An 18224-nucleotide genomic window follows, 5' to 3' on the forward strand; every position below is an offset into this window, starting at 1 on the left:
GACGCGCATGCGGTCAGGTGCTGTTGGTGCCTGCCGAGGCCTCCGACGGTTCGCTACGGGCCAGGCTGCGAGTGATCCGCTCGCGCGCCTCGCGCATGGCCTGATGCAGCGCAGGGGGTCCCAGCACCTCGAAGTCCAGACCCAGCGCCAACAGCCAGTACACCACCGTTCCCAAGGGGTTGGCGGCGCAGCGCAGCAGGCAGCGCCGATCATCGACCGCTTCCAGCTCCCCGGCCGATGCCGGTATCTGCTGGCGCATGACCGACAGCGGCGCATGCAGGATGATCCGGGCCTCGTCGTGGTACTGGCCCAGCGAGAGCGAGCGGGCGACCCATTGGCGCAGGTCACCGTCGCCTGGGCCTGCGCGGGGTACAAAATGCGCGCCCACCAGCGGTGCGCTGGCGATCCGGTCGATGCGGAAGGTGCGCCAGTCATTGCGTCCGGTGTCCCAGGCGACCAGGTACCACCGGCGATCGGTGTGCACCACGCCTTGGGGATCGACCTGGCGGGCGCTGGAGACACCCTCGCGGTCGGTGTAGTCGAAGCGGAGTTGCACCTGGTCGCGACATGCGCAGGCGAGGGTGGTCAGCCGCCCCGCATCGACCTGCGGGCCGATCGGGCTGGCGGGGAGAAGCGTCGAGCGCAGCGCGGCCAGCCGGGGGCGCAGTCGCGGTGGCATGGCCTGTTCGATTTTCACCAGCGCCGTGATCGCGGTCTGCTCGATGCCGCTGATCGTGCCGGTCACGGCCGTGCGCAGCGCGACAGCGGCCGCCAGTGCTTCCTCGTCATCCAGCAGCAGTGGCGGTAATGCGCGCCCCGGACGGAACGCATAGCCGCCGGCGATGCCGGTGCTGGCGTGGATGGGGTAGCCAAGCTGGCGTAGGCGATCAATGTCCCGCCGCAGCGTGCGCGGGTGGATGGCCATGCGCTCGGCCAGCTCGCCGCCGGCCCAGTGCGGGCGGGATTGCAGCAACGAAAGCAGGCTCAGCAGGCGGGCGGAGGCGGTCAGCATGCGCGCCAGCGTAACAGTCATTGCGGGCTGATTCTGTCCGCAATGCTGCCTAGTCTTGAGGGCACGGTGCAGCACCTGTTCCGCCGCACCTTTCCGCCCCTTTCAAGGAGTTCTTCAATGTCACTGGTTTTCTATTGGCACCCCATGTCCAGCGCCACCCCGGTCGCGTGCGCTCTGGCCGAGCTGTCCGTCCCGCACGACCGGGTCAAGATCGACATCCGCAACGGCGAGCAGCGCACGCCTGCGTATCTGGCGATCAATCCGAACGGCAAGGTCCCGTGCCTGGTGGTGGACGGCACGCCCCTGTTTGAAGGTCTGGCCATCCACCTGTGGTTGGGCGAGCAGTACGGGGTGGGCCAGGGCCTGTGGCCGGCGGCGGGGACCCCGGCTCGACTGGAGGCGATGTCCTGGTGCACGTGGGCGTACGTTACCTACGCAGCGGTGCTGGGGCGGGTATGGCTGGCGACCGTGGACGATGCGCTGCGCAGCGTGGAGCATGCTGCGGCGGGCATCCGTGCCGCCAACGAACTGCTGGATCTGTTGGAGGCGCGCCTGTCGCAGCAGCCGTGGATGGTTGGCGAGGCATACTCGTTGGTGGATCTGGTGGTTGGCCAGGTGGTGGGCTACGGCACCCATCTGGGGGCGGTGGTGGATGCGCATCCGGCGGTTGCAGCCTGGCTGCAGCGGGTGCAGGCCCCCCCGGCCATGCAGGGCGAGAACTGAGGCTGCTGCGTATTGCAGCAGGCTCCATTGCAATTGTGCATGCGCATCATGCTGAAATTTAACTGGTGAATGTGCCGGGCCTGACCGTAAGGTGGCCCGGTTCTCTTTTTTCCGGTGCGCTCTCCATGTCCTTCCGTCTTGCGATCCCGGTGCTGCTTGCACTGGCCCCTTCCGCGTTCGCAGCCGAGCAGGCCGATCTAATGATCCGGCATGCCACCGTGGTCGACGTCGAGCGCGCCACGACGGTGGCCGACCAGACGGTCGTGGTGCGTGGCCAGGACATCGTGGCGGTCGGCAATGACCGGGCGATGCGCAAAGCGTGGCGAGCCAGGCAGGACGTCGATGGCAAGGGGCGCTATCTGATTCCCGGGCTGTGGGACATGCACGTGCATTTCGGCGGCGGCCCGGCGCTCATCGACGAGAACAAGGCGCTGCTCCCGCTGTACATCGCCCATGGCATCACCACCATCCGTGATGCTTCTGGAGATCTGCCCGAGCAGGTACTGCAGTGGCGCGGTGAGATCGCCAGCGGCCAACTGGCCGGCCCGCAGCTGTTCACCTCCGGGGCAAAGATCGAAGGCGTCAAGCCGGTCTGGAAGGGCACCATTGAAGTGGGCTCGCAGGCCGATCTGGATGCGGCGTTCGTGCGCCTCAAACGCGACCGCGTCGATTTCGTCAAAATCACCGACAGCACCCTGACTCCGGAGCTGTTCCTGGCTGCCGTGCGCGGCGCGCGCGCCAATGGGCTGCGTGCCTCCGGCCACATCCCGATGGCGTTGACCGTGCAGCAGGCCGTCGATGCCGGTATCAGCTCGATCGAGCACCTGGACTACGCCTACAAAGCCGGGGTCAAGGATGAGGCGGCCATTGCCGCGGACTTCGCGGCCAAGCGGATTGATCGTGCCCAGGCCAACGCACGATTGGATGCGGGTTTCGACCGTGACACTGCCATGGCCGCCTATCGCGGTTTCGCGACCAAGGGCGTATTCGTGACGCCGACACTCAACGGCGGACGCATTTTGGACTTCCTGGACCAGGACGACCATCACGACGATCCCTATCTGGCCTACATCGGTCCGAAGCTGCAGGCCACCTACGCCTGGCGCGTCGAGCGTGCGGCCAAGGCGACGCCGGCACAGATCCAGGCCCGGCATCAGGAGTACCACCAGGTCGCTGCGGTACTACCGATGCTGCAGCAGGCCGGGGTCACGATCATGGCCGGCACCGATGCGGGCTTCCTCAACTCGTTCAACTATCCGGGCATCGGCCTGCATGACGAACTGTCACTGTTCGTCAAGGAAGGGCTGAGCCCGGCGCAGGCACTTTCGGCGGCGACGCGCGCGGGCCCGGCCTGGTTCGGTACGCTGGACCGCTACGGTGCGGTCGCGCCAGGCAAGGCCGCCGATCTGGTGTTGCTGGAGCGCAATCCGCTGGAGGACATCGAGGCCACGCGTGGCATCCAGTACGTGGTGCTGCGCGGCCAGGGGTATGACCGCAAAGCGCTCGATGCGCTGCTGGAGCAGACCAAGGCGAAGGTCGCGGCGTGGAAGGCGGAAGAAACGAAAGAGTAATGGATTCGGGCGCGCTCACCGGTGTGGTGGGCGCGCACGGGGCTGGACAGTGAGCCGGTCTACGGCGATGTCGGCGAGGTGAAGGTGAACGTTCGGCCATCTGCAAGCCGCGCGGTCGCGCTGCGCGGGGGTAGGGTGTGCGTATCGACCTGCTGCGGTTGATCGGAGAAGTTGGCCACGATCACGCTGCCGTCGGTGAACGTAGTCTGCTGCACCTGGCCGGCGGTATCGCGCCAGCGGAAGTCGATCAGCGCCTGATCGAACAGGGCCTGATGCAGCGGCCGGAAGAAGGCGTCCAGATGGCGCAGGTAGGCGATCCGTGATGCGGCGGTCGCGACGCTGAGGTTGAGCAGCGGTGGCACGTTGTACAGCTGCTGCAGCAGCTCGGTGGTACTGCGGCTCTCGCGGAACTTGAGGCTGTCCAGGGTCCAGTGATGGGTGCTGACCACGCTGTCGTGGAAGGCAGCCTGCAGCAATGGCAGGCGACGGGCCGGGTTGAAATAGAGCTGCTGGTACCGCGGTTTGAGCTGGCTCTGTCTGAAGAAGAAGGCGGGCTGGTGCTCTGGCGCCCAGGCGCCGAGGTAGTAGGGGGAGGCACGCTCCCGGCGCATCTGCGGATCGGCCCAGCCGAAGCCGGAGGTCTGTGCGCCGTGGGCGAACGCAATATGGCGGTTGACGACGGCCGAGCCCACTTCAGAGCCGACCACCAATTTCTGGGTATCGGCCAGCCAGGCCAGTGCCGCGTTCCGGTGGCCGGCATCCTGGGCCTGTGAGGTCGGTTTGGCCGGATCCACGTCATCGAACAACATGCCGGTCGCGGCCACATCCAGGAACCAGCTGTTGTAGGGCGCGTCGGCGCGAAGGGTGCGCACGCGCCGTTCCATCAGCGGGCGGATGCAGGCCGCGTTGGTGTACACCCCGTTGCCCTGGAAGCCTTTGATGCGCTCGCCGTCGGGTTTCATGATCCCGCAGCGCTCGAATGCGTCCTGCCCCAGCTGCGCTGAGAGCCAGGAAGGATTGTCGTTGCCGTCGGGCAGGGCGGTGTCATAGGAATCGTAGGGCGCCACCAGATACCCGGCCTTCGCGGCGGCGTCCACGGCGTCAGGGCTCGCCCAACCGGCGGTCCAGTCCGGCAGCCCGAGCCAGAGGCGTGGCAGGCCGGCAGCCTGCAGGGCATGGATCATCCGCGGCGATGCGCTGTCGCCCCGAAGCGCGTCGGGCTTTAGCGCCTTGCCCAGCGTTACGTCCAACTGTTGCCTGCGCTGCTGCAGGGACTCGGCCGTGTCACCGGGAAACTGTTCCGCCAGCGCGGCATTGATGGCGGCCACCAACACCTGCTGTACATACGGGCCGCTGTATTCGGCGGTGAGCGCCTGCAGCGCTTCGGCGTCCTTGGTGATCCATGCCCGCGGCAGCAGTGATTTCAGAACGGCCCAGTCACGCACGTCCTGTTCGACCAGCAGCCGATCGCCCCACAGATAAAGGTGACTGGCACCGATCAGCTTGTGACCGTCGGGCAGCTGGGCGAGTTTGTCCTTCAGTGGTACGAAGCCGCCCTGCGCCTGCAGCCAGTGCCGGTAGCGTTTGGCCGGGGCCAGCCAATCCGGCGCATCCAGGCTGACGATGACGGTATACGGGTCGGCCTGGTTGAGGGCATTGACGTGGTGCTCGGCGGCCACTGCGACACCCGGCCCGTCCGGGCTGAAGCGCACGGTGTTGTTGAACGGTGTGGCGAACAGGATCGACAGCACGCGATCCTGCCACGCCAAGCCGATCACGGGCAGGGTCAGGTCTTCGGTGGTGTTGATCTCGCCGTAAGCATCGATGAGCTCATCGCGCCAGACGGTGTCGTCGGCGGGAAGGTAGTAGCCCTCGTGCAGTGGCAGCAGCAAGGCGTGTGGGCCCGCTGGCAGTCGTGGCCAGTGGATGCTGCCGATGGTGCTTCGCTGGAACGTCATCTGCAGCGTATCGCCCACCAGTGCAGCGCGCACTTCGGTTGCCTCACCCCATTGCCAATGGCCGGTGTCGCGGGTCTGCACCAGCGCTGACACCGTGCCGACATCGCCCGCGGAGGAAACCTGGGTCGTGGTGCCGTCGGCAGCGGTGATGGAGGCCGCCAGCGTTGCGGGATCGATATGGACGCGCCAGTGCGCGTTGGTCAACGTCAGCGCTTGCGCCTGCGTTGCGGGGAGCAGCAGCAACAGAACGAATAAGTACTTCATGCAGAACCTTGGCGAATGTGGCATGTAGTGCCGATCAGTTGCGGGAGCCTAAAGCGCGTGACGGCGCTCGCGTCGGCTGTACGTCACAGTTGCGCGCATGGCGCTGCTGCGAATCATGAAATGTGAGATGCGTTGGCATCCATGGACGCGGTTGCCATGTGTTCGCCCAGTGCGAATGCAGTCTGCAGGTGGGCCTGCACGTCGCCCGAGTCCGTTTCCAGCAGCAGCGTGGACGACAGCACCGGCGCGCCGCAGTAGTCGAAGATGCCGGTCTCGATCTGGGTCTTCATCGCGTCGGTATAGCCACGCTTTTGCCACGTGCGTTCGTCAGCGCCGCCGAGGCTGACCAGGTGAATGGACAGATGCCCCAGTTTCTTGAGCACCCCCTGGCCACTGCTGTCGTCATAAGCCCACCCATTGGAAAACACGCGGTCGATCCAGCCCTTCATGAGGGCCGGCATGCTCCACCAATACACAGGGAAGACCAGCACCAATGCAGTGGCGCGGTCCAGGCGGGCCTGTTCGGCCAGTACATCAGCGGGGAAGGGCGCCAGGCGTTGATGGCCCTGCATGTCGTCCTGATTGAAGCGGGGGTCGAAGCCCTCGGCGCTCAGATCGGCCAGTTCGACCGTTGCGCCGGCAGCTGTCGAAGTGATGCCCTCGGCGATGTGGCGGGCCACGGTGTGGGTCAGTGCGTCGGGATGGGGGTGAGCGGTGACGATCAGGGTGTGCATCGGAGTCCAAGAGGATAGGGGAGGCTGTATACTTTCGGTAAGTTACACTTCGTAAGTTACGATTGGTATATAGCTATGTCAAGCCCATCTGATCCTGCTGCCTCGGTGCCGACCCGGCGCCGGATGACGCGCGACGACCGCCTTCGCCAGTTGCTGGAGACGGCATGGCGGCTGATACGCGAAGAGGGCACCGACGCCCTGACGCTGGGGCGGCTGGCCGAGCAGGCCGGGGTCACCAAGCCGGTGGTGTATGACCATTTCGGTACGCGGGCGGGTCTGTTGGCCGCGCTGTATCGTGATTTCGACGCACGCCAGGGCGTGGTGATGGAGACGCTGTTTGCCAGCAGCGGCCCGACACTCGCGGAGAAAGCGCAGGTCATCGCCGAGGCCTACGTGGCCTGCGTGATGAAGCAGGGACGCGAGATTCCCGGCGTGATTGCTGCGCTGGCCGGCTCACCGGAGCTGGCGCGTATCAAGCGCGAGTATGACGTCGTGTTTCTCGAGCAGTGTCGCGCGCTGCTGTCTCCGTTCGCGCCCGAAGGTACTCTGGGTCAGGCCGGGCTGTGGGGCATGCTGGGTGCCGCCGAAGGGCTCTGTTCTGCGGCGACTGCCGGTGACATCACGCCCGTACAGGCCGAGCAGGAGCTTGCCGCGACGATCGAGGCGATGGTCATGCGTGGTTGAGTGCTGCGCAGGCTGGCATGAAGTGCGGCACGGCTGCGATGCGCTGGCCGCGAAGCGGGCGTGATCGGGCGCGTATGATGTCCCGCCCTTCTGGACTGGATGCCATGCGCACTTTTGTCACCGTTGCTGTACTTACTGCTGCTATCGCTGCGGCAGTGCCCACCAGCGCTGCAGCACTGTCGTTGAATGAGCGTCTCAAGAATGCATCGACTGTCCAGGTGAACCAGGTGCCGCCGAGTGGCGCGTCACTGCTTGGCCGCGTGCAGCAGTTCCAGAACGGCGACAGCTTGATCCGCGTCGGCGAGGGTGAGGGTGAGCCGCTGGTGCTGACGCTGTGCAATGGCAAGGCGCATATGAATCTCGACGCGAGCTGGCCCGGCGCGCCTGCGGCGAGGACGCAGGAAGAGAAGCAGATGCGTGCGTATGGCCTGTACATGGCGGTGATGGGCGGCATGGCGATGGCGCAGAGCATTGCGGGCGACACGCTGGAGCTGCCGGCCGAAGGGCAGGCCTCCACGGTGCAGCGCGAGACTCCGTGGGCCTATGGCAAGGAGCAGTACGCGGTGACGGTGAGTAACCGGACCGACGGGGAGCTGCGGATCAGGGTGGCCAAGACGGGAAACACCACGAGAACCCCATCGTCGGGGCCGGATGACATCGTCAGCACCGACGATGACAAGGCCGCGCGCCTGGCCGAGCTTGAGCCGGTCGGTACCTCGCGCGAGCTGGTGATCTCCGCGGCACCGAAGGTTGCGTCCGTGCCGGACGACATGTCCTTGAAGGGCTGGATGTCGGCCAGTGGCAAGGGCGGTGCAACGGTGGGTGCCGCGCGCAAGGCCTCGGGCGATTGCGCGCGCTGAACCGGGCGGCGCAACGTCAGTGATACCCATTCTCATTTGAGTTACACTGGCGCGATAGCACCGTCCCTCGCTCCGGGTAGTCATGATTGTTTCGTCGTCGCTGATCTCTTCCGTATCGCCGTGGTTGCGCACGCTGGGCGTGGCGACCGCCATCGGCATGGCGGCGTTGTCGCCCGCCTCGGCGCAGCAGCGCAATCCCGAGCAGAAGGTCGGTGAGACGGTGCTGGATCAGCCGGCGCAGAGCTATCGTTTCGAGCATTTCGTGCTCGACAGCCCCGACAAGGCCCGCCGCTGGCGGGTGAATGTCGGCGTGCCGGCCAAGGCCTCGGCCACGCCGGCACCGGTGCTGTACATGCTGGATGGCAATGCCGCGGCGATGGTGCTCGACCAGGCGATGCTTACCGATCTGGCCGCACATGCCGCGCCGGTGCTGGTATTCATCGGCTACGACAACGATCTGCGCATCGATTCGCCGGCGCGTACCCGCGACTACACCGCGTGGATCGATACCGCTGACGACGAGAACGGCACGTCGCAGTCCAGCGGTGGCGGTGCGTATGCGTTCCTGGATCTGATAGAGCGCCGGATCAAGCCGGAAGTGCAGCGCCGCGCCAGCATCGATCTGCAGCAGCAGTCACTATGGGGCCATTCGCTCGGCGGCCTGTTCGTGGTCAGCACGCTGTATACCCGCCCGGCCGCGTTCCAGCATTACGTGTCCGCCAGCCCGTCACTGTGGTGGAGCCAGGGCGCCCCGCTGGGCGACATGGAGCGCCAGTTCATCGCCAACGCCCAAGGCCAGCCGGCACAGGTCACGGTGATGCTCGGTGGCGACGAGCGCACCGGCAACCGCGGCGTGCGTGACATGACCAATCCGCGCGTGGTCGCGCATCTGCGCCGCATTGGTGGCGCCACCCCCGATGCCGCGCAGCAGCTGGCCACCCGCCTGGCCAAGGTGCCGGGCCTGACCGTGCAGTACCGCGAATTCCCCGGCCTTGGCCATGGGCCGATGCTGCCGGCATCGCTCAAGGCAACGCTGAGCCAGTTGTATGGCATCGCCGATCGCAGCGGCACGCCCGCGCCAGCCCCCTGATTTTTCGTTACCCAGGCAGTTCCGTGGCCGTGTGCCACCGCCGCAAGGGACCGCGGCCACGCCAAGGCAAGCACTGTGACAACGCGCCAACCGGCGCGCCCCCAACAGAAGGAGTCTGCTGATGTACACCCTGAAAACCCTCCCGCGCGTCGCCACCCTGGCCCTTGCGCTGTCGCTGGCCAGCCCGACCGTGTTCGCCCAGCCGGTGTTCGATGCGCCGGCCAACGGCTTCCGCGGTGAAGTGGTCAGCCGCGGCCAGAACGTGGTGCCGGGCAGCGACGCCGAGGTGATCGGCCGCCAGTTCGTCCCGGGCCAGCAGGTGACCCTGCTGCGCGGTGAAACGGTGCTCAACGCCACCCCGTACGTGGTCGATGCCGAGGGCAACTTCAAGGGCAAGGTCGCGGTTCCGGCCGATGCCGTGCCCGGCCAGCAGCCGGTGATCGTGCGTGCCAGCCAGCCGTCCGCCGCCGCCGTGCTGTCGCTGCGCGTTTCGCCGAACCTGCCGCTGAGCGGGCAGCAGAACTTCAACCAGACCTCGGCCAAACTGGTCCAGGGCCTGTACCAGTCCGCGTACAGCGCGGCCAGCAACGCGGTCTTCGTCACCGCTGCCGTCGGTCGCCCGCCGGTCACCCAGTCGCAGCTGCTCAAGCTGGACCCGAAGACCCTCAAGGTCACCGCCAAGATCACGCCGGCGGAAGTGCCGGGCGGCAAGGGCGGTGCAGTGTTCGCGGTCTATGGCGTGGGCGTGGATGATGCCAACGGCAACGTGTGGGTCACCAATACCCGCCAGGACACCGTGGCCGTGTATCGCCAGAAGGATCTGTCGCTGGTGCGCCAGTTCGATGTCGGCACTGTGCCGCATGCCCGCGACGTCGTGGTCGATGGCCGTCATGGCAAGGTATTCGCTTCGGCCGCCGGTGAGGATCATCTCTCGGTGTTCGATGCCCGCACCCTGCAGCCGCTGGAGCCGATCACCCTGGCCTCGGGCGTGGACGACAAGAAGTTCGTCCCGATGAGCCTGGTGCTGGATGAAGCGGCCGGCAAGCTGTTCACCGTCAGCATCGGCACGCCCGAAGCGGCCGTGATCGACACCACCACCGGCAAGGTGGAGAAGGTCATCGATCTGGGCAACTCGATCAGCGCCTCCGGCGTGGCCTATGACGCTTCGGCGGGTCGCCTGTACGTGGCCTCGCAGGGCACTGACAACCTGCTGATCGTCGATGTCGCCAGCGGCAAGGTGCTGCACGACGTGCCGGTCGGCGCGGGTGCGCTGAACGTCGCCTTCGAGCCGGTGTCCAAGCTGGCCTATGTGACCAATCGCGGTGCCGGCACGGTGACCGTGGTCGATGGCAACGGCAAGGTGGTGGGCAACCTGGATGGCGGCACCTTCCCGAACCATGTGCGTGAAGATGGCAAGGGCAACGTGTTTGCCGTCAACAAGTCGCGTGATGCCCAGGATCCCAAGGGCGACCGCATCACCCGCATCAGCACCCGCGCGAACTGAGGTTCGCGCAGTGCGTTGCACTGGCGGCGGGGCGAACAGCCCCGCCGTTCTGATGGAAGAGGAACTGCCATGAAGTCGATTGTTGTCCGCCGCAGCCTGCTGGCGCTGTCTCTGGTTGCCGTAATCGCCGGGTGCTCGAAAGAGCCTGCCGCGCCGGCTGCCGATACCGCCGCGGCACCGGGCGTGCAGGGCGCCGAAGCGCTGCCGGAGGGCTGGCAGCGCGTGCTGGGCGTGGACGTGCCGGATATCGACGGCGCCACCCAGCAGTTGCCGGCACAGGTCACCTCCGATGATGGTGTGGCCACGACAGTGACCGATACCTCCAGGATCATTGCCGGTGGCGATGACATCATCGCCGTGCTCGAAGCGCTTGGTCTGGACGACCAGGTCTACGCCGCGCCGCTGCGCTCGGCCACCGCGTCCGGCCGCAAGGCCCCCAAACAATTTCTGTTCAACCGCACCACCGGCGTGGAAGGCGTGTTGAGCCTGCAGGGCACCCTGTTCCTGGGCAACAGCCTGCGCCGCCATTCCGATCTCGCTGCCAAGCTGCGCGGCGCAGGCGAGGCGGCGGTGATCGTCGACGATCTGCAGCCGGCCGCGGACAAGGTGCGCAAGGTCGCCGCCGCCGTCGGCATGGCCGAGCAGGGTGAAGCATTGGCCACGAAAGTGCAGTCGCAGCTGGATGCGGCCAAGGCCAGTGGTGCCGCATTGGCATGGCACCCGCGCGTGATCCACGTGTCCGCGACAGGTGCCGGCGGCGCGCCGACCGTGGCGGGCTCGGACAGCGCCTCGGGCAAGCTGATCACGCTCGCCGGCGGCATCAACATCGGCGACGAAGCCGGCGTGGCCAACTACTCGGCCCTCAGCAATGAAGGCGTGGTGGCCGCTGCGCCTGACGTGATCCTGGTCACCGAGAACGATCTGGCCCTGTTTGGTGGCCAGGCCGGGCTGTGGCGCGCCTATCCGACGCTTCGGCAGACGCCGGCCGGTGCGGCCAACCGCGTGTGGGTGATGCCGGATGTGGAGTTGAAGTCCGCCAGCGTCGCCTCGGGCAGTGGTGCGGTGGCGCTGGCCGCGGCATTTGCAACCGTTCCGCGCCCGTGAGTGCCTGAGGCATGGCGGTGTTGAGTCCTGCGCGTCGCCGCGGCGCGACCGTGTTGATCTGGGCCGCGGTGGGGCTGCTGATCGCAGTCATTGCCTCGTTCGCGGTGGGCCCGTTGCGGTTGCCACCGATGGAGGTGCTGCAGGCGATCGGCGTAAAGCTGGGGCTGGCCGATCTGGCCAGCGTCAGTACCCGCGATCTGGCCGTGGTATGGCAGTTGCGCATTCCGCGTGCCTTGTTGGGCGCGATGGTGGGCGCCGCACTGGCGATGGCCGGCGCGAGCCTGCAGGGGTTGTTTGGCAATCCCTTGGCCGACCCCGGCATTGTCGGCGTGACCCAGGGCGCTGCCTTGGGCGCGGTCTCGGCGATCGTGCTGGGTGCCGGCGCCTTCGGTGCGTGGACGCTACCGCTGGCGGCGTTCGCCGGTGCCGGTGGCGCGATCACATTGACGTACCTGCTGGCGCGACCGGGGCAGGGCACCGGCACGGCGACATTGCTGCTGGTCGGCATTGCGATCGCGGCGTTCTGCTCGGCGATGATCGGGTTCCTGACCTACATCGCCAGCGAGAGCGAGTTGCAATCGCTGGTGTTCTGGCAGATGGGTTCGTTGGCCCAGGCCGACTGGATGGATGTGATCGCGGTGGCGCCGGTGTTCGTGCTCGGCACGATCGCGTTGCTGCGTCTGGCGACACCCTTGGACATGCTCGCGCTCGGTGAGCGCCAGGCCCAGCACCTGGGGCTGGATGTGAAGCGCACGCGGCTCAAGTTGATTGCCTTCAGCGCGCTGCTGGTCGGTGCCGCCGTCGCCTTTGCCGGCTCGATCGGTTTCGTGGGTCTGGTCGTGCCGCACGTCGTGCGTCTGCTGGTCGGCCCCGGCCATCGTTGGCTGCTGCCGGTCTCAGCCGTCGCCGGTGCGCTGCTGATCGTGGTCGCCGACACCGCCGCACGCACGCTGGATCCGCCGTCGGAGATTCCGCTCGGCCTGTTCTCGGCCGCCCTGGGTGCGCCGTTCTTCCTGTGGCTGGTGATGCGTCAGCGCCACCGGAGCGGCGCATGAGCGCGCTGCTGCAGTTGCAGTCGGTGCAGTTGAGTCGCGGCGCGCGGCGCATTCTGGATGACATCACGCTGGATTTCGTGCCCGGCACGGTGACGGCGCTGGTTGGGCCGAACGGCGCGGGCAAGTCAACGTTGCTGGCGGTGGCCGCAGGCGATCTGGACGCGGAGCAGGGCAAGGTGCTGCTGCGTGGACAGGCGCTGGCGGACTGGAAAGCCAAGCCGCTGGCACGTGAGCGCGCGGTCATGCCGCAGGAGCACGCCGTGCGGTTCGCCTTCCGTGTGCATGAAGTGGTGGCGATGGGCCGGCTGCCGCATCCGCCGGATCCGGTCAAAGATGCCGCCTGCATTGCCGATGCGCTGGCACGAGCAGACCTGCATGCGTTGATCGAGCGGGAGGTGGAACATCTGTCCGGTGGCGAGGCGGCGCGCACGACCTTCGCCCGCGTGCTGACCCAGGACACGCCGTTGTTGTTGCTGGATGAACCGACGGCGGCATTGGATCTGCGTCATCAGGAGCGCACCCTGCGCGCGGTCCGCGACCTGGCCGATGCCGGTGCCTGTGTGATCGTGGTGTTGCATGATCTGAATCTGGCCGCTGCGTATGCGGACCGGATCGTGTTGCTGGAACAGGGTCGCGTGGCCGCCGATGGCACGCCGACCGACGTCCTGACCCGGGAGCACATCGAGCGCGTCTACCAGCAGCCGGTCCTGGTGCTGCGGCATCCGCAGCGCGATGTCCCGTTGGTGGTGGTGACCGACGCCTAGCGCCGGGAGTTACCCCGGCGCCGCCACCCTTTACCAGCCGAAGCGCGCCGTCGCCATCACGGTGCGGCCGCTGCCGTAGTAGCACGACGACACGCCGGTGCAGGTCGATACGAAACGCTTGTCGGCCAGGTTGCTGGCGTTGAGTGCCAGCTGCACCTGGGTGCCGCCGATCTGACCCACGTCATAGCGGATCGCCGCATCGAACAGCGTGTAGGACGGAATCCGGTACAGGTTGGCGCTGTCGCCGTAGCTGACGCCGTTGTAGCGCGCGCCCGCAGCCAGGCTCAGGCCCTGCAGCGCGCCGGCCTGGAAGGTGTAATCGGCCCAGAACGAGGCGCTGTAGTCCGGCACCATCGCCAGTTCCTTGCCCTTGTAAGGCGCCGAACGGGTCATCTCCGAGTCCATCCGGGAGGCGGCACCGATCAGGCTGAAGCCCTCGATCGGCGTGATCCGGCCTTCCAGTTCGATGCCGCGCACGCGACCTTCGTCGCCCTGGATCGAGCAGGCGGCAGTACCGGTCGCGCCGCAGTTGCGGTGCGAGGCCACCGGATCATCCACGATCATGTTCTGCTGGCGCAGGTCGTACACCGACAGTGTCACCAGGCCGTCCACCGAGGCGGGCTGATACTTCAGGCCGGCCTCCCACTGCGAACCTGTCACCGGTTCGAACGCGGTCTGGGTGAAGCTGTCCAACGGCGATTTGGTCGACGGCTGGAACGATTCGGCGTAGCTCACATACGGGGTCAGCCCGTTCTCGAACACATACAGCACGCCCGCGCGGCCGGTGAACGCCTCGCTCTTGATCACATTGCGTCCGCCCGGCGTGGAGATGCCGGTGGCGATGTTGCGGTTGGCGCTGCTGCTGTCGTCCTTGGTCCAGTCGTAGCGACCGCCGAACGTCATCCGCCAGTTGCCGAGCGCCACCTGATCCTGCAGATACACGCCGCTCTGCCGGTTGATGCCGGCAGTCGGGGTTTCCGTGCTCACCGTCGGGCGGTAGGTCGAATACACCGGGTTGAAGATGTCGATCGGGCGCGGGCTGCTCATGGCACTGCGCACGCCCTCCCAGTCCGCACGCTGCCAGTCCCAGCCGAGCAGCACGGTGTGATCCACCGCGCCGGTGCTGAAACGGGCCTGCAGGCGGGTGTCGAAGGTGTCGCCATCGGAGTCGCCGGTGCCCATTACGCCGCGACGGTTCTGGGTGCGGCCATCGGCATTGAGTGCGCCGAAGGTGACCACGCTGCGGAACAGCGAATCGACATGCGTGCGGCGCGCGCTCTGGGTCAGCGTGAGGTGGTCGTTGAACTGGTGCTCGAACATCCAGCCGGCCGTCCACAGCGTGCGATCGAACGTGTTCCACTCCGGCTCGCCGATGAAGGTGCTGTTCTTCATGTAGCCTGACGCCGTCGGATTGAGCGTGCCGGCGGCGGGCAGGAACTGGTAGGTCGAGCCGCCATCGTCCTTCTGGTACATGCCCAGCAGGGTCAGGCGGGTGCGCTCGGCGAGCTGCCAGGTGTAGCTGGGCGCGAGGAACCAGTGTTCCTGCTCAGTGCGCTTGATCTGGGTCTGGCCGTCGCGATAGAGGCCGACCAGGCGGAACAGGTGATCATTACCAGCCGTGCCGGCGCCCACGTCAAAGGCAGCGCTGTACTGGCCATTCGCATCCACGCCCAGGCGCAGTTGCTGCAGCGGATCCGGCGTCGGCGTCTTGCTGACCTGGTTGACCATGCCGCCCGGGGCCACCTGGCCGTACATCACGGCGGATGGGCCCTTGAGCACTTCCACGCGTTCCAGGTTCCAGCTGTCGAACATGCTGCGGTTCCACTGGCTGCCCTGCGGCGCGCGCATGCCATCCAGGGTCACATTGTTGGACCAGCTGCCGGCATCGAACCCACGGATGCGGAAGTCGTCCACGCGGTTGTCGATGCCCGAGCTTTCCAGGCTGACGCCGGCGACATAGCGCATCGCATCGTTGAGCGACTGCACGCCACGGGCATCCAGCTCGGCGCGTTCAATCACCGACACCGATTGCGGGGTTTCGGCCAGCGCGGTGCTGGTCTTGGTCGCGCCGCTGGTGCTGTTGGCCGCCCGGTAGGCATTGACGCGCACGGCGTCCAGATCGGTGGCGGTCTGGGCCTGGGCGGTCGGAACGATCGCAGCGGCCAGGCACGCCAAGGCCAGCAGGTTGTGGCGCAATCTGCGCGGATTAAGGGTCAGGGAGCAGGGCATGGGCAACAACTCGACAACACGGAGGAGGGAGTGCGGGCGCTGGCTCGGTTACCGGTGGTGAGACGGAGCCAGCGTCGCGGGCGTCATCAATAGCGACGCATAGGCGGCCATTCTAAGGATTCCCGCCATACACGCAATTGCGACACATTCGCATATCCGCCGGTGCGCACTCCGATCGTGTTCCATGCGCGAGCTATTTCGTAAACGATGCACCTCATTGTTGCGCTGGTGGTTTCAATGAGGGCTTGTGGCGCGCGATCAGAGGTCTACAATGCCGGCTACACCCCAGGTGACCCTCATGACTTCGATGCCGCTTCTGACGTTTTTTACCCTGACCCGCGATGTCGCGGCACGGGCGCGTCTGCCAATCGGAGTGCGAGGCTGCTGACCGGAACACCGGTCACCCTGGACCCCACGCAGAGCGCCCACCGGGCGCTCTTTTCGTTTCCACGCAGCAGAACTGTCTGAAGGAGAACGTGCCATGCACCAGATCGCCGAGCCCCAAACCTGGCCGCACGCCCGTTAGCCAACGGCGGCGTGCGGCTCCCCGATGTTGGCAGCGAGACCTATCCCATGAACACCCATACCCAGACCCTTACCCTCCGGCGCAACCTCGGCATCATTGCCCACATCGACGCCGGCAAGACCACGCTCACCGAGCGACTGTTGTGGAAAACCGGCGAGATCCATCGCGTCGGTGAGGTGCATGACGGCGCGGCGACCACCGATTTCTCGGCGATCGAGCGCGAGCGTGGCATCACCATCGGCGCAGCCGCCGTGCAGGCCCATTGGGCACCGCGCGACCAGTCGATCCATCACCTGACCCTGATCGACACCCCCGGCCATATCGATTTCGCGATCGAAGTGGAGCGGTCCCTGCGCGTGCTGGATGGTGCGGTCGCGGTGTTCTCCGCGGTGGACGGCGTGCAGCCCCAGTCCGAATCGGTCTGGCGCCAGGCGCGTCGCCACGGGGTGCCGTTGATCGCCTTCGCCAACAAGATGGACCGCACTGGTGCGTCCTTCGAACGCGTGCTGACCCAGCTGCGCGAGAAACTGCGTGCGACGCCGTGGGCGCTGGGCGTGCCGATCGGGACCGAAAGCCAGTTCAACGGCTGGGTGGACCTGGTCGACCGCAGCACCGTGCATTGGGATGACAAGGGCAACGCCCTGCGTCATGCCTGGACGACCGATGAGGCGGCGCAGTGGCTGCCGCAGCGCGAGGCGCTGATCGAGGCCGTGGCCGATGCCGACGACGTGCTGGCACAGGCGTGGCTGGAAGGCACGGTGATCGACAACGCACAGCTGCGCGCGGCGATCCGTCGCGGCACCCTGGCCGGTGCGGGCGTCCCGGTGCTGGCCGGCTCCGCGTTCAAGAGCAAGGGCGTGGAGACGCTGCTGGATGCGGTGGTCGACTATCTGCCCTCGCCACTGGATCGGCCGGCGGTGGTCGCCGCCGAGAACGGCAACGACGTGCTGCTGCCACCGGACCCGGAGGGCCCGCTTGCGGCGCTGCTGTTCAAGATCACACACCAGAACCACGGTGCGCTGAGCTTCGTGCGGGTGTATTCGGGCACGCTGAAGGTGGGCGATGCGCTGGCCAGTTCGCAGCATCCGCAGGGGCGACGGGTCAGTCGCCTGGTCCGGGTGCAGGCCGACCAGACCCACGACATCAAGCAGGCCGTGGCCGGTGACATCGTCGCGGTGCTGGGCTGGAAGGATGCGGTCAGCGGTGAAACGCTGAGTGCGCCATCGCGCCCACTGCTGCTCGATACGATCCAGGCGCAGCATGCGGTGCTGGCATGGCGGTTGACGGCGGAGAAGGCCTCGGACCTGATCCGCATCAGCCAAGGATTGGCCAGCCTGGCGCAGGAGGATCCGTCGTTCCGTGTCGAGACCGATGCGGACAGCGGTGAAACCCTGATCTGGGGCATGGGCGAGCTGCATCTGGAGGTGATGGTCGAGCGCCTGCGCACGGAGTGGGGCGTCACCATCCGCACCGGCGAGCCGCGCGTGGCCTATCAGGAAACGCCGAAGCGTGCGGTGCAGCGGGTGGAAGGCAAGGTCGCCAAGCAGACCGGCGGCCAGGGCCAGTTCGCCCAGGTGCTGATCGATGTGACGCCGCGCGAGGATGGCGAGGTGACCTTCGTCGACCGCACCGTCGGCGGTGCGATCCCGCGCGGGTTCGTCAATGCGGTGGAGAAGGGCGTTCGCGCTGCACTCGGCGAAGGCCCGCTGGGCCATCCGGTGGTCGGTATCGAGGTGACGCTGGTCGACGGTCAGACCCACGTCAAGGACTCCTCGGACATGGCCTTCCATCGCGCCGGCAGCGAGGCGGTGAAAGCGGCGCTGGCCCAGGCGGGCACGCAGCTGCTGGAGCCGGTGATGGAGATCGCCATCCACGCGCCGTCGGGCAATGTCGGCGATGTGGTCGGCGACCTCAACCGCCGCAGCGGACGGGTGGCCTCGATCGAGGACCAGGATGGGCAGGCCGAAGTGCTCGGCTATGCACCGCTGTCGCGACTGGGTGGCTACACCACCTCGCTGCGTTCGCTGACCCAGGGGCGCGCGTCCAGCGACATGCGCTTGAACGGGTATGAGGCGGCGCAGACGGCCTGATCGTGGAAGAGGAATGGAGAGGGAGCCGGGCAACCGGCTCCCTTTTTTGTGCCAGC

The 18224-nt window shown here is 66.8% G+C and carries 14 protein-coding genes; 10 read left to right on the forward strand and 4 right to left on the reverse strand.

Annotation, left to right across the window (positions count from 1 at the left end):
- Positions 1-13: 13 nt before the first annotated feature.
- The gene (locus EDF74_RS06220) at positions 14-1033 is read right to left on the reverse strand and encodes a helix-turn-helix transcriptional regulator (protein ID WP_260232190.1); all 1020 of its coding nucleotides are present in this window, start codon (positions 1031-1033) and stop codon (positions 14-16) included.
- A gap of 96 nt (positions 1034-1129) precedes the next feature.
- Here EDF74_RS06220 and EDF74_RS06225 point away from each other — a divergent pair, with 96 nt between their 5' ends.
- Positions 1130-1735 (forward strand): glutathione S-transferase family protein, encoded by a 606-nt coding sequence (locus EDF74_RS06225; RefSeq protein WP_123729249.1) that lies wholly within the window; start codon positions 1130-1132, stop codon positions 1733-1735.
- 125 nt (positions 1736-1860) lie between these two features.
- Positions 1861-3306 (forward strand): amidohydrolase family protein, encoded by a 1446-nt coding sequence (locus EDF74_RS06230; protein ID WP_123729250.1) that lies wholly within the window; start codon positions 1861-1863, stop codon positions 3304-3306.
- A gap of 59 nt (positions 3307-3365) precedes the next feature.
- Here the strand turns inward: EDF74_RS06230 and EDF74_RS06235 are convergent, their stop codons facing one another.
- Positions 3366-5528 (reverse strand): glycoside hydrolase, encoded by a 2163-nt coding sequence (locus EDF74_RS06235; RefSeq protein ID WP_123729251.1) that lies wholly within the window; start codon positions 5526-5528, stop codon positions 3366-3368.
- A 113-nt stretch (positions 5529-5641) separates the two neighbouring features.
- Positions 5642-6262, reverse strand: a complete 621-nt coding sequence (locus EDF74_RS06240) for an NAD(P)H-dependent oxidoreductase (protein WP_123729252.1) — start codon at positions 6260-6262, stop codon at positions 5642-5644.
- 123 nt (positions 6263-6385) lie between these two features.
- On the opposite strand from EDF74_RS06240, the gene EDF74_RS06245 reads away from it, so the two are divergent.
- The 7 genes from EDF74_RS06245 (at position 6386) to EDF74_RS06275 (ending at position 13323) form a co-directional block, all read left to right on the forward strand.
- Positions 6386-6946, forward strand: coding sequence for a TetR/AcrR family transcriptional regulator (locus tag EDF74_RS06245; protein WP_221180327.1), 561 nt, complete (start codon positions 6386-6388; stop codon positions 6944-6946).
- Positions 6947-7050: 104 nt separating this feature from the next.
- Complete coding sequence (locus EDF74_RS06250) at positions 7051-7806, forward strand: hypothetical protein (RefSeq protein WP_148045913.1); 756 nt, start codon at positions 7051-7053, stop codon at positions 7804-7806.
- An 82-nt stretch (positions 7807-7888) separates the two neighbouring features.
- On the forward strand, positions 7889-8896 hold the full coding sequence (locus EDF74_RS06255) for an alpha/beta hydrolase (protein WP_123729255.1): 1008 nt from the start codon (positions 7889-7891) through the stop codon (positions 8894-8896).
- Between the two features lie 121 nt (positions 8897-9017).
- Positions 9018-10400: a YncE family protein gene (locus tag EDF74_RS06260; RefSeq protein ID WP_123729256.1), complete on the forward strand. Its 1383-nt coding sequence runs from the start codon at positions 9018-9020 to the stop codon at positions 10398-10400.
- Between the two features lie 69 nt (positions 10401-10469).
- Entirely contained in the window at positions 10470-11504 is a 1035-nt protein-coding gene (locus EDF74_RS06265) for a heme/hemin ABC transporter substrate-binding protein (protein ID WP_123729257.1), read from the forward strand.
- A gap of 20 nt (positions 11505-11524) precedes the next feature.
- Complete coding sequence (locus EDF74_RS06270; protein ID WP_123729731.1) at positions 11525-12559, forward strand: FecCD family ABC transporter permease; 1035 nt, start codon at positions 11525-11527, stop codon at positions 12557-12559.
- Positions 12556-13323, forward strand: a complete 768-nt coding sequence (locus tag EDF74_RS06275) for a heme ABC transporter ATP-binding protein (RefSeq protein WP_123729258.1) — start codon at positions 12556-12558, stop codon at positions 13321-13323. Before EDF74_RS06270 ends, EDF74_RS06275 begins: the two co-directional genes overlap by 4 nt.
- Before the next feature lie 30 nt (positions 13324-13353).
- Here EDF74_RS06275 and EDF74_RS06280 read toward each other — a convergent pair whose 3' ends face one another.
- Entirely contained in the window at positions 13354-15552 is a 2199-nt protein-coding gene (locus EDF74_RS06280) for a TonB-dependent siderophore receptor (protein ID WP_123729259.1), read from the reverse strand.
- A 573-nt stretch (positions 15553-16125) separates the two neighbouring features.
- Between EDF74_RS06280 and fusA the strand changes: the two genes are divergently transcribed.
- Positions 16126-18168 carry an elongation factor G gene (gene fusA / locus EDF74_RS06285; protein ID WP_123729260.1) on the forward strand — a complete coding sequence of 681 codons (2043 nt, stop codon included), beginning with the start codon at positions 16126-16128 and terminating at the stop codon, positions 18166-18168.
- Positions 18169-18224: the final 56 nt, after the last annotated feature.

This window comes from Stenotrophomonas rhizophila, assembly GCF_003751305.1.
Classification (GTDB): Bacteria; Pseudomonadota; Gammaproteobacteria; order Xanthomonadales; family Xanthomonadaceae; genus Stenotrophomonas; species Stenotrophomonas rhizophila_B.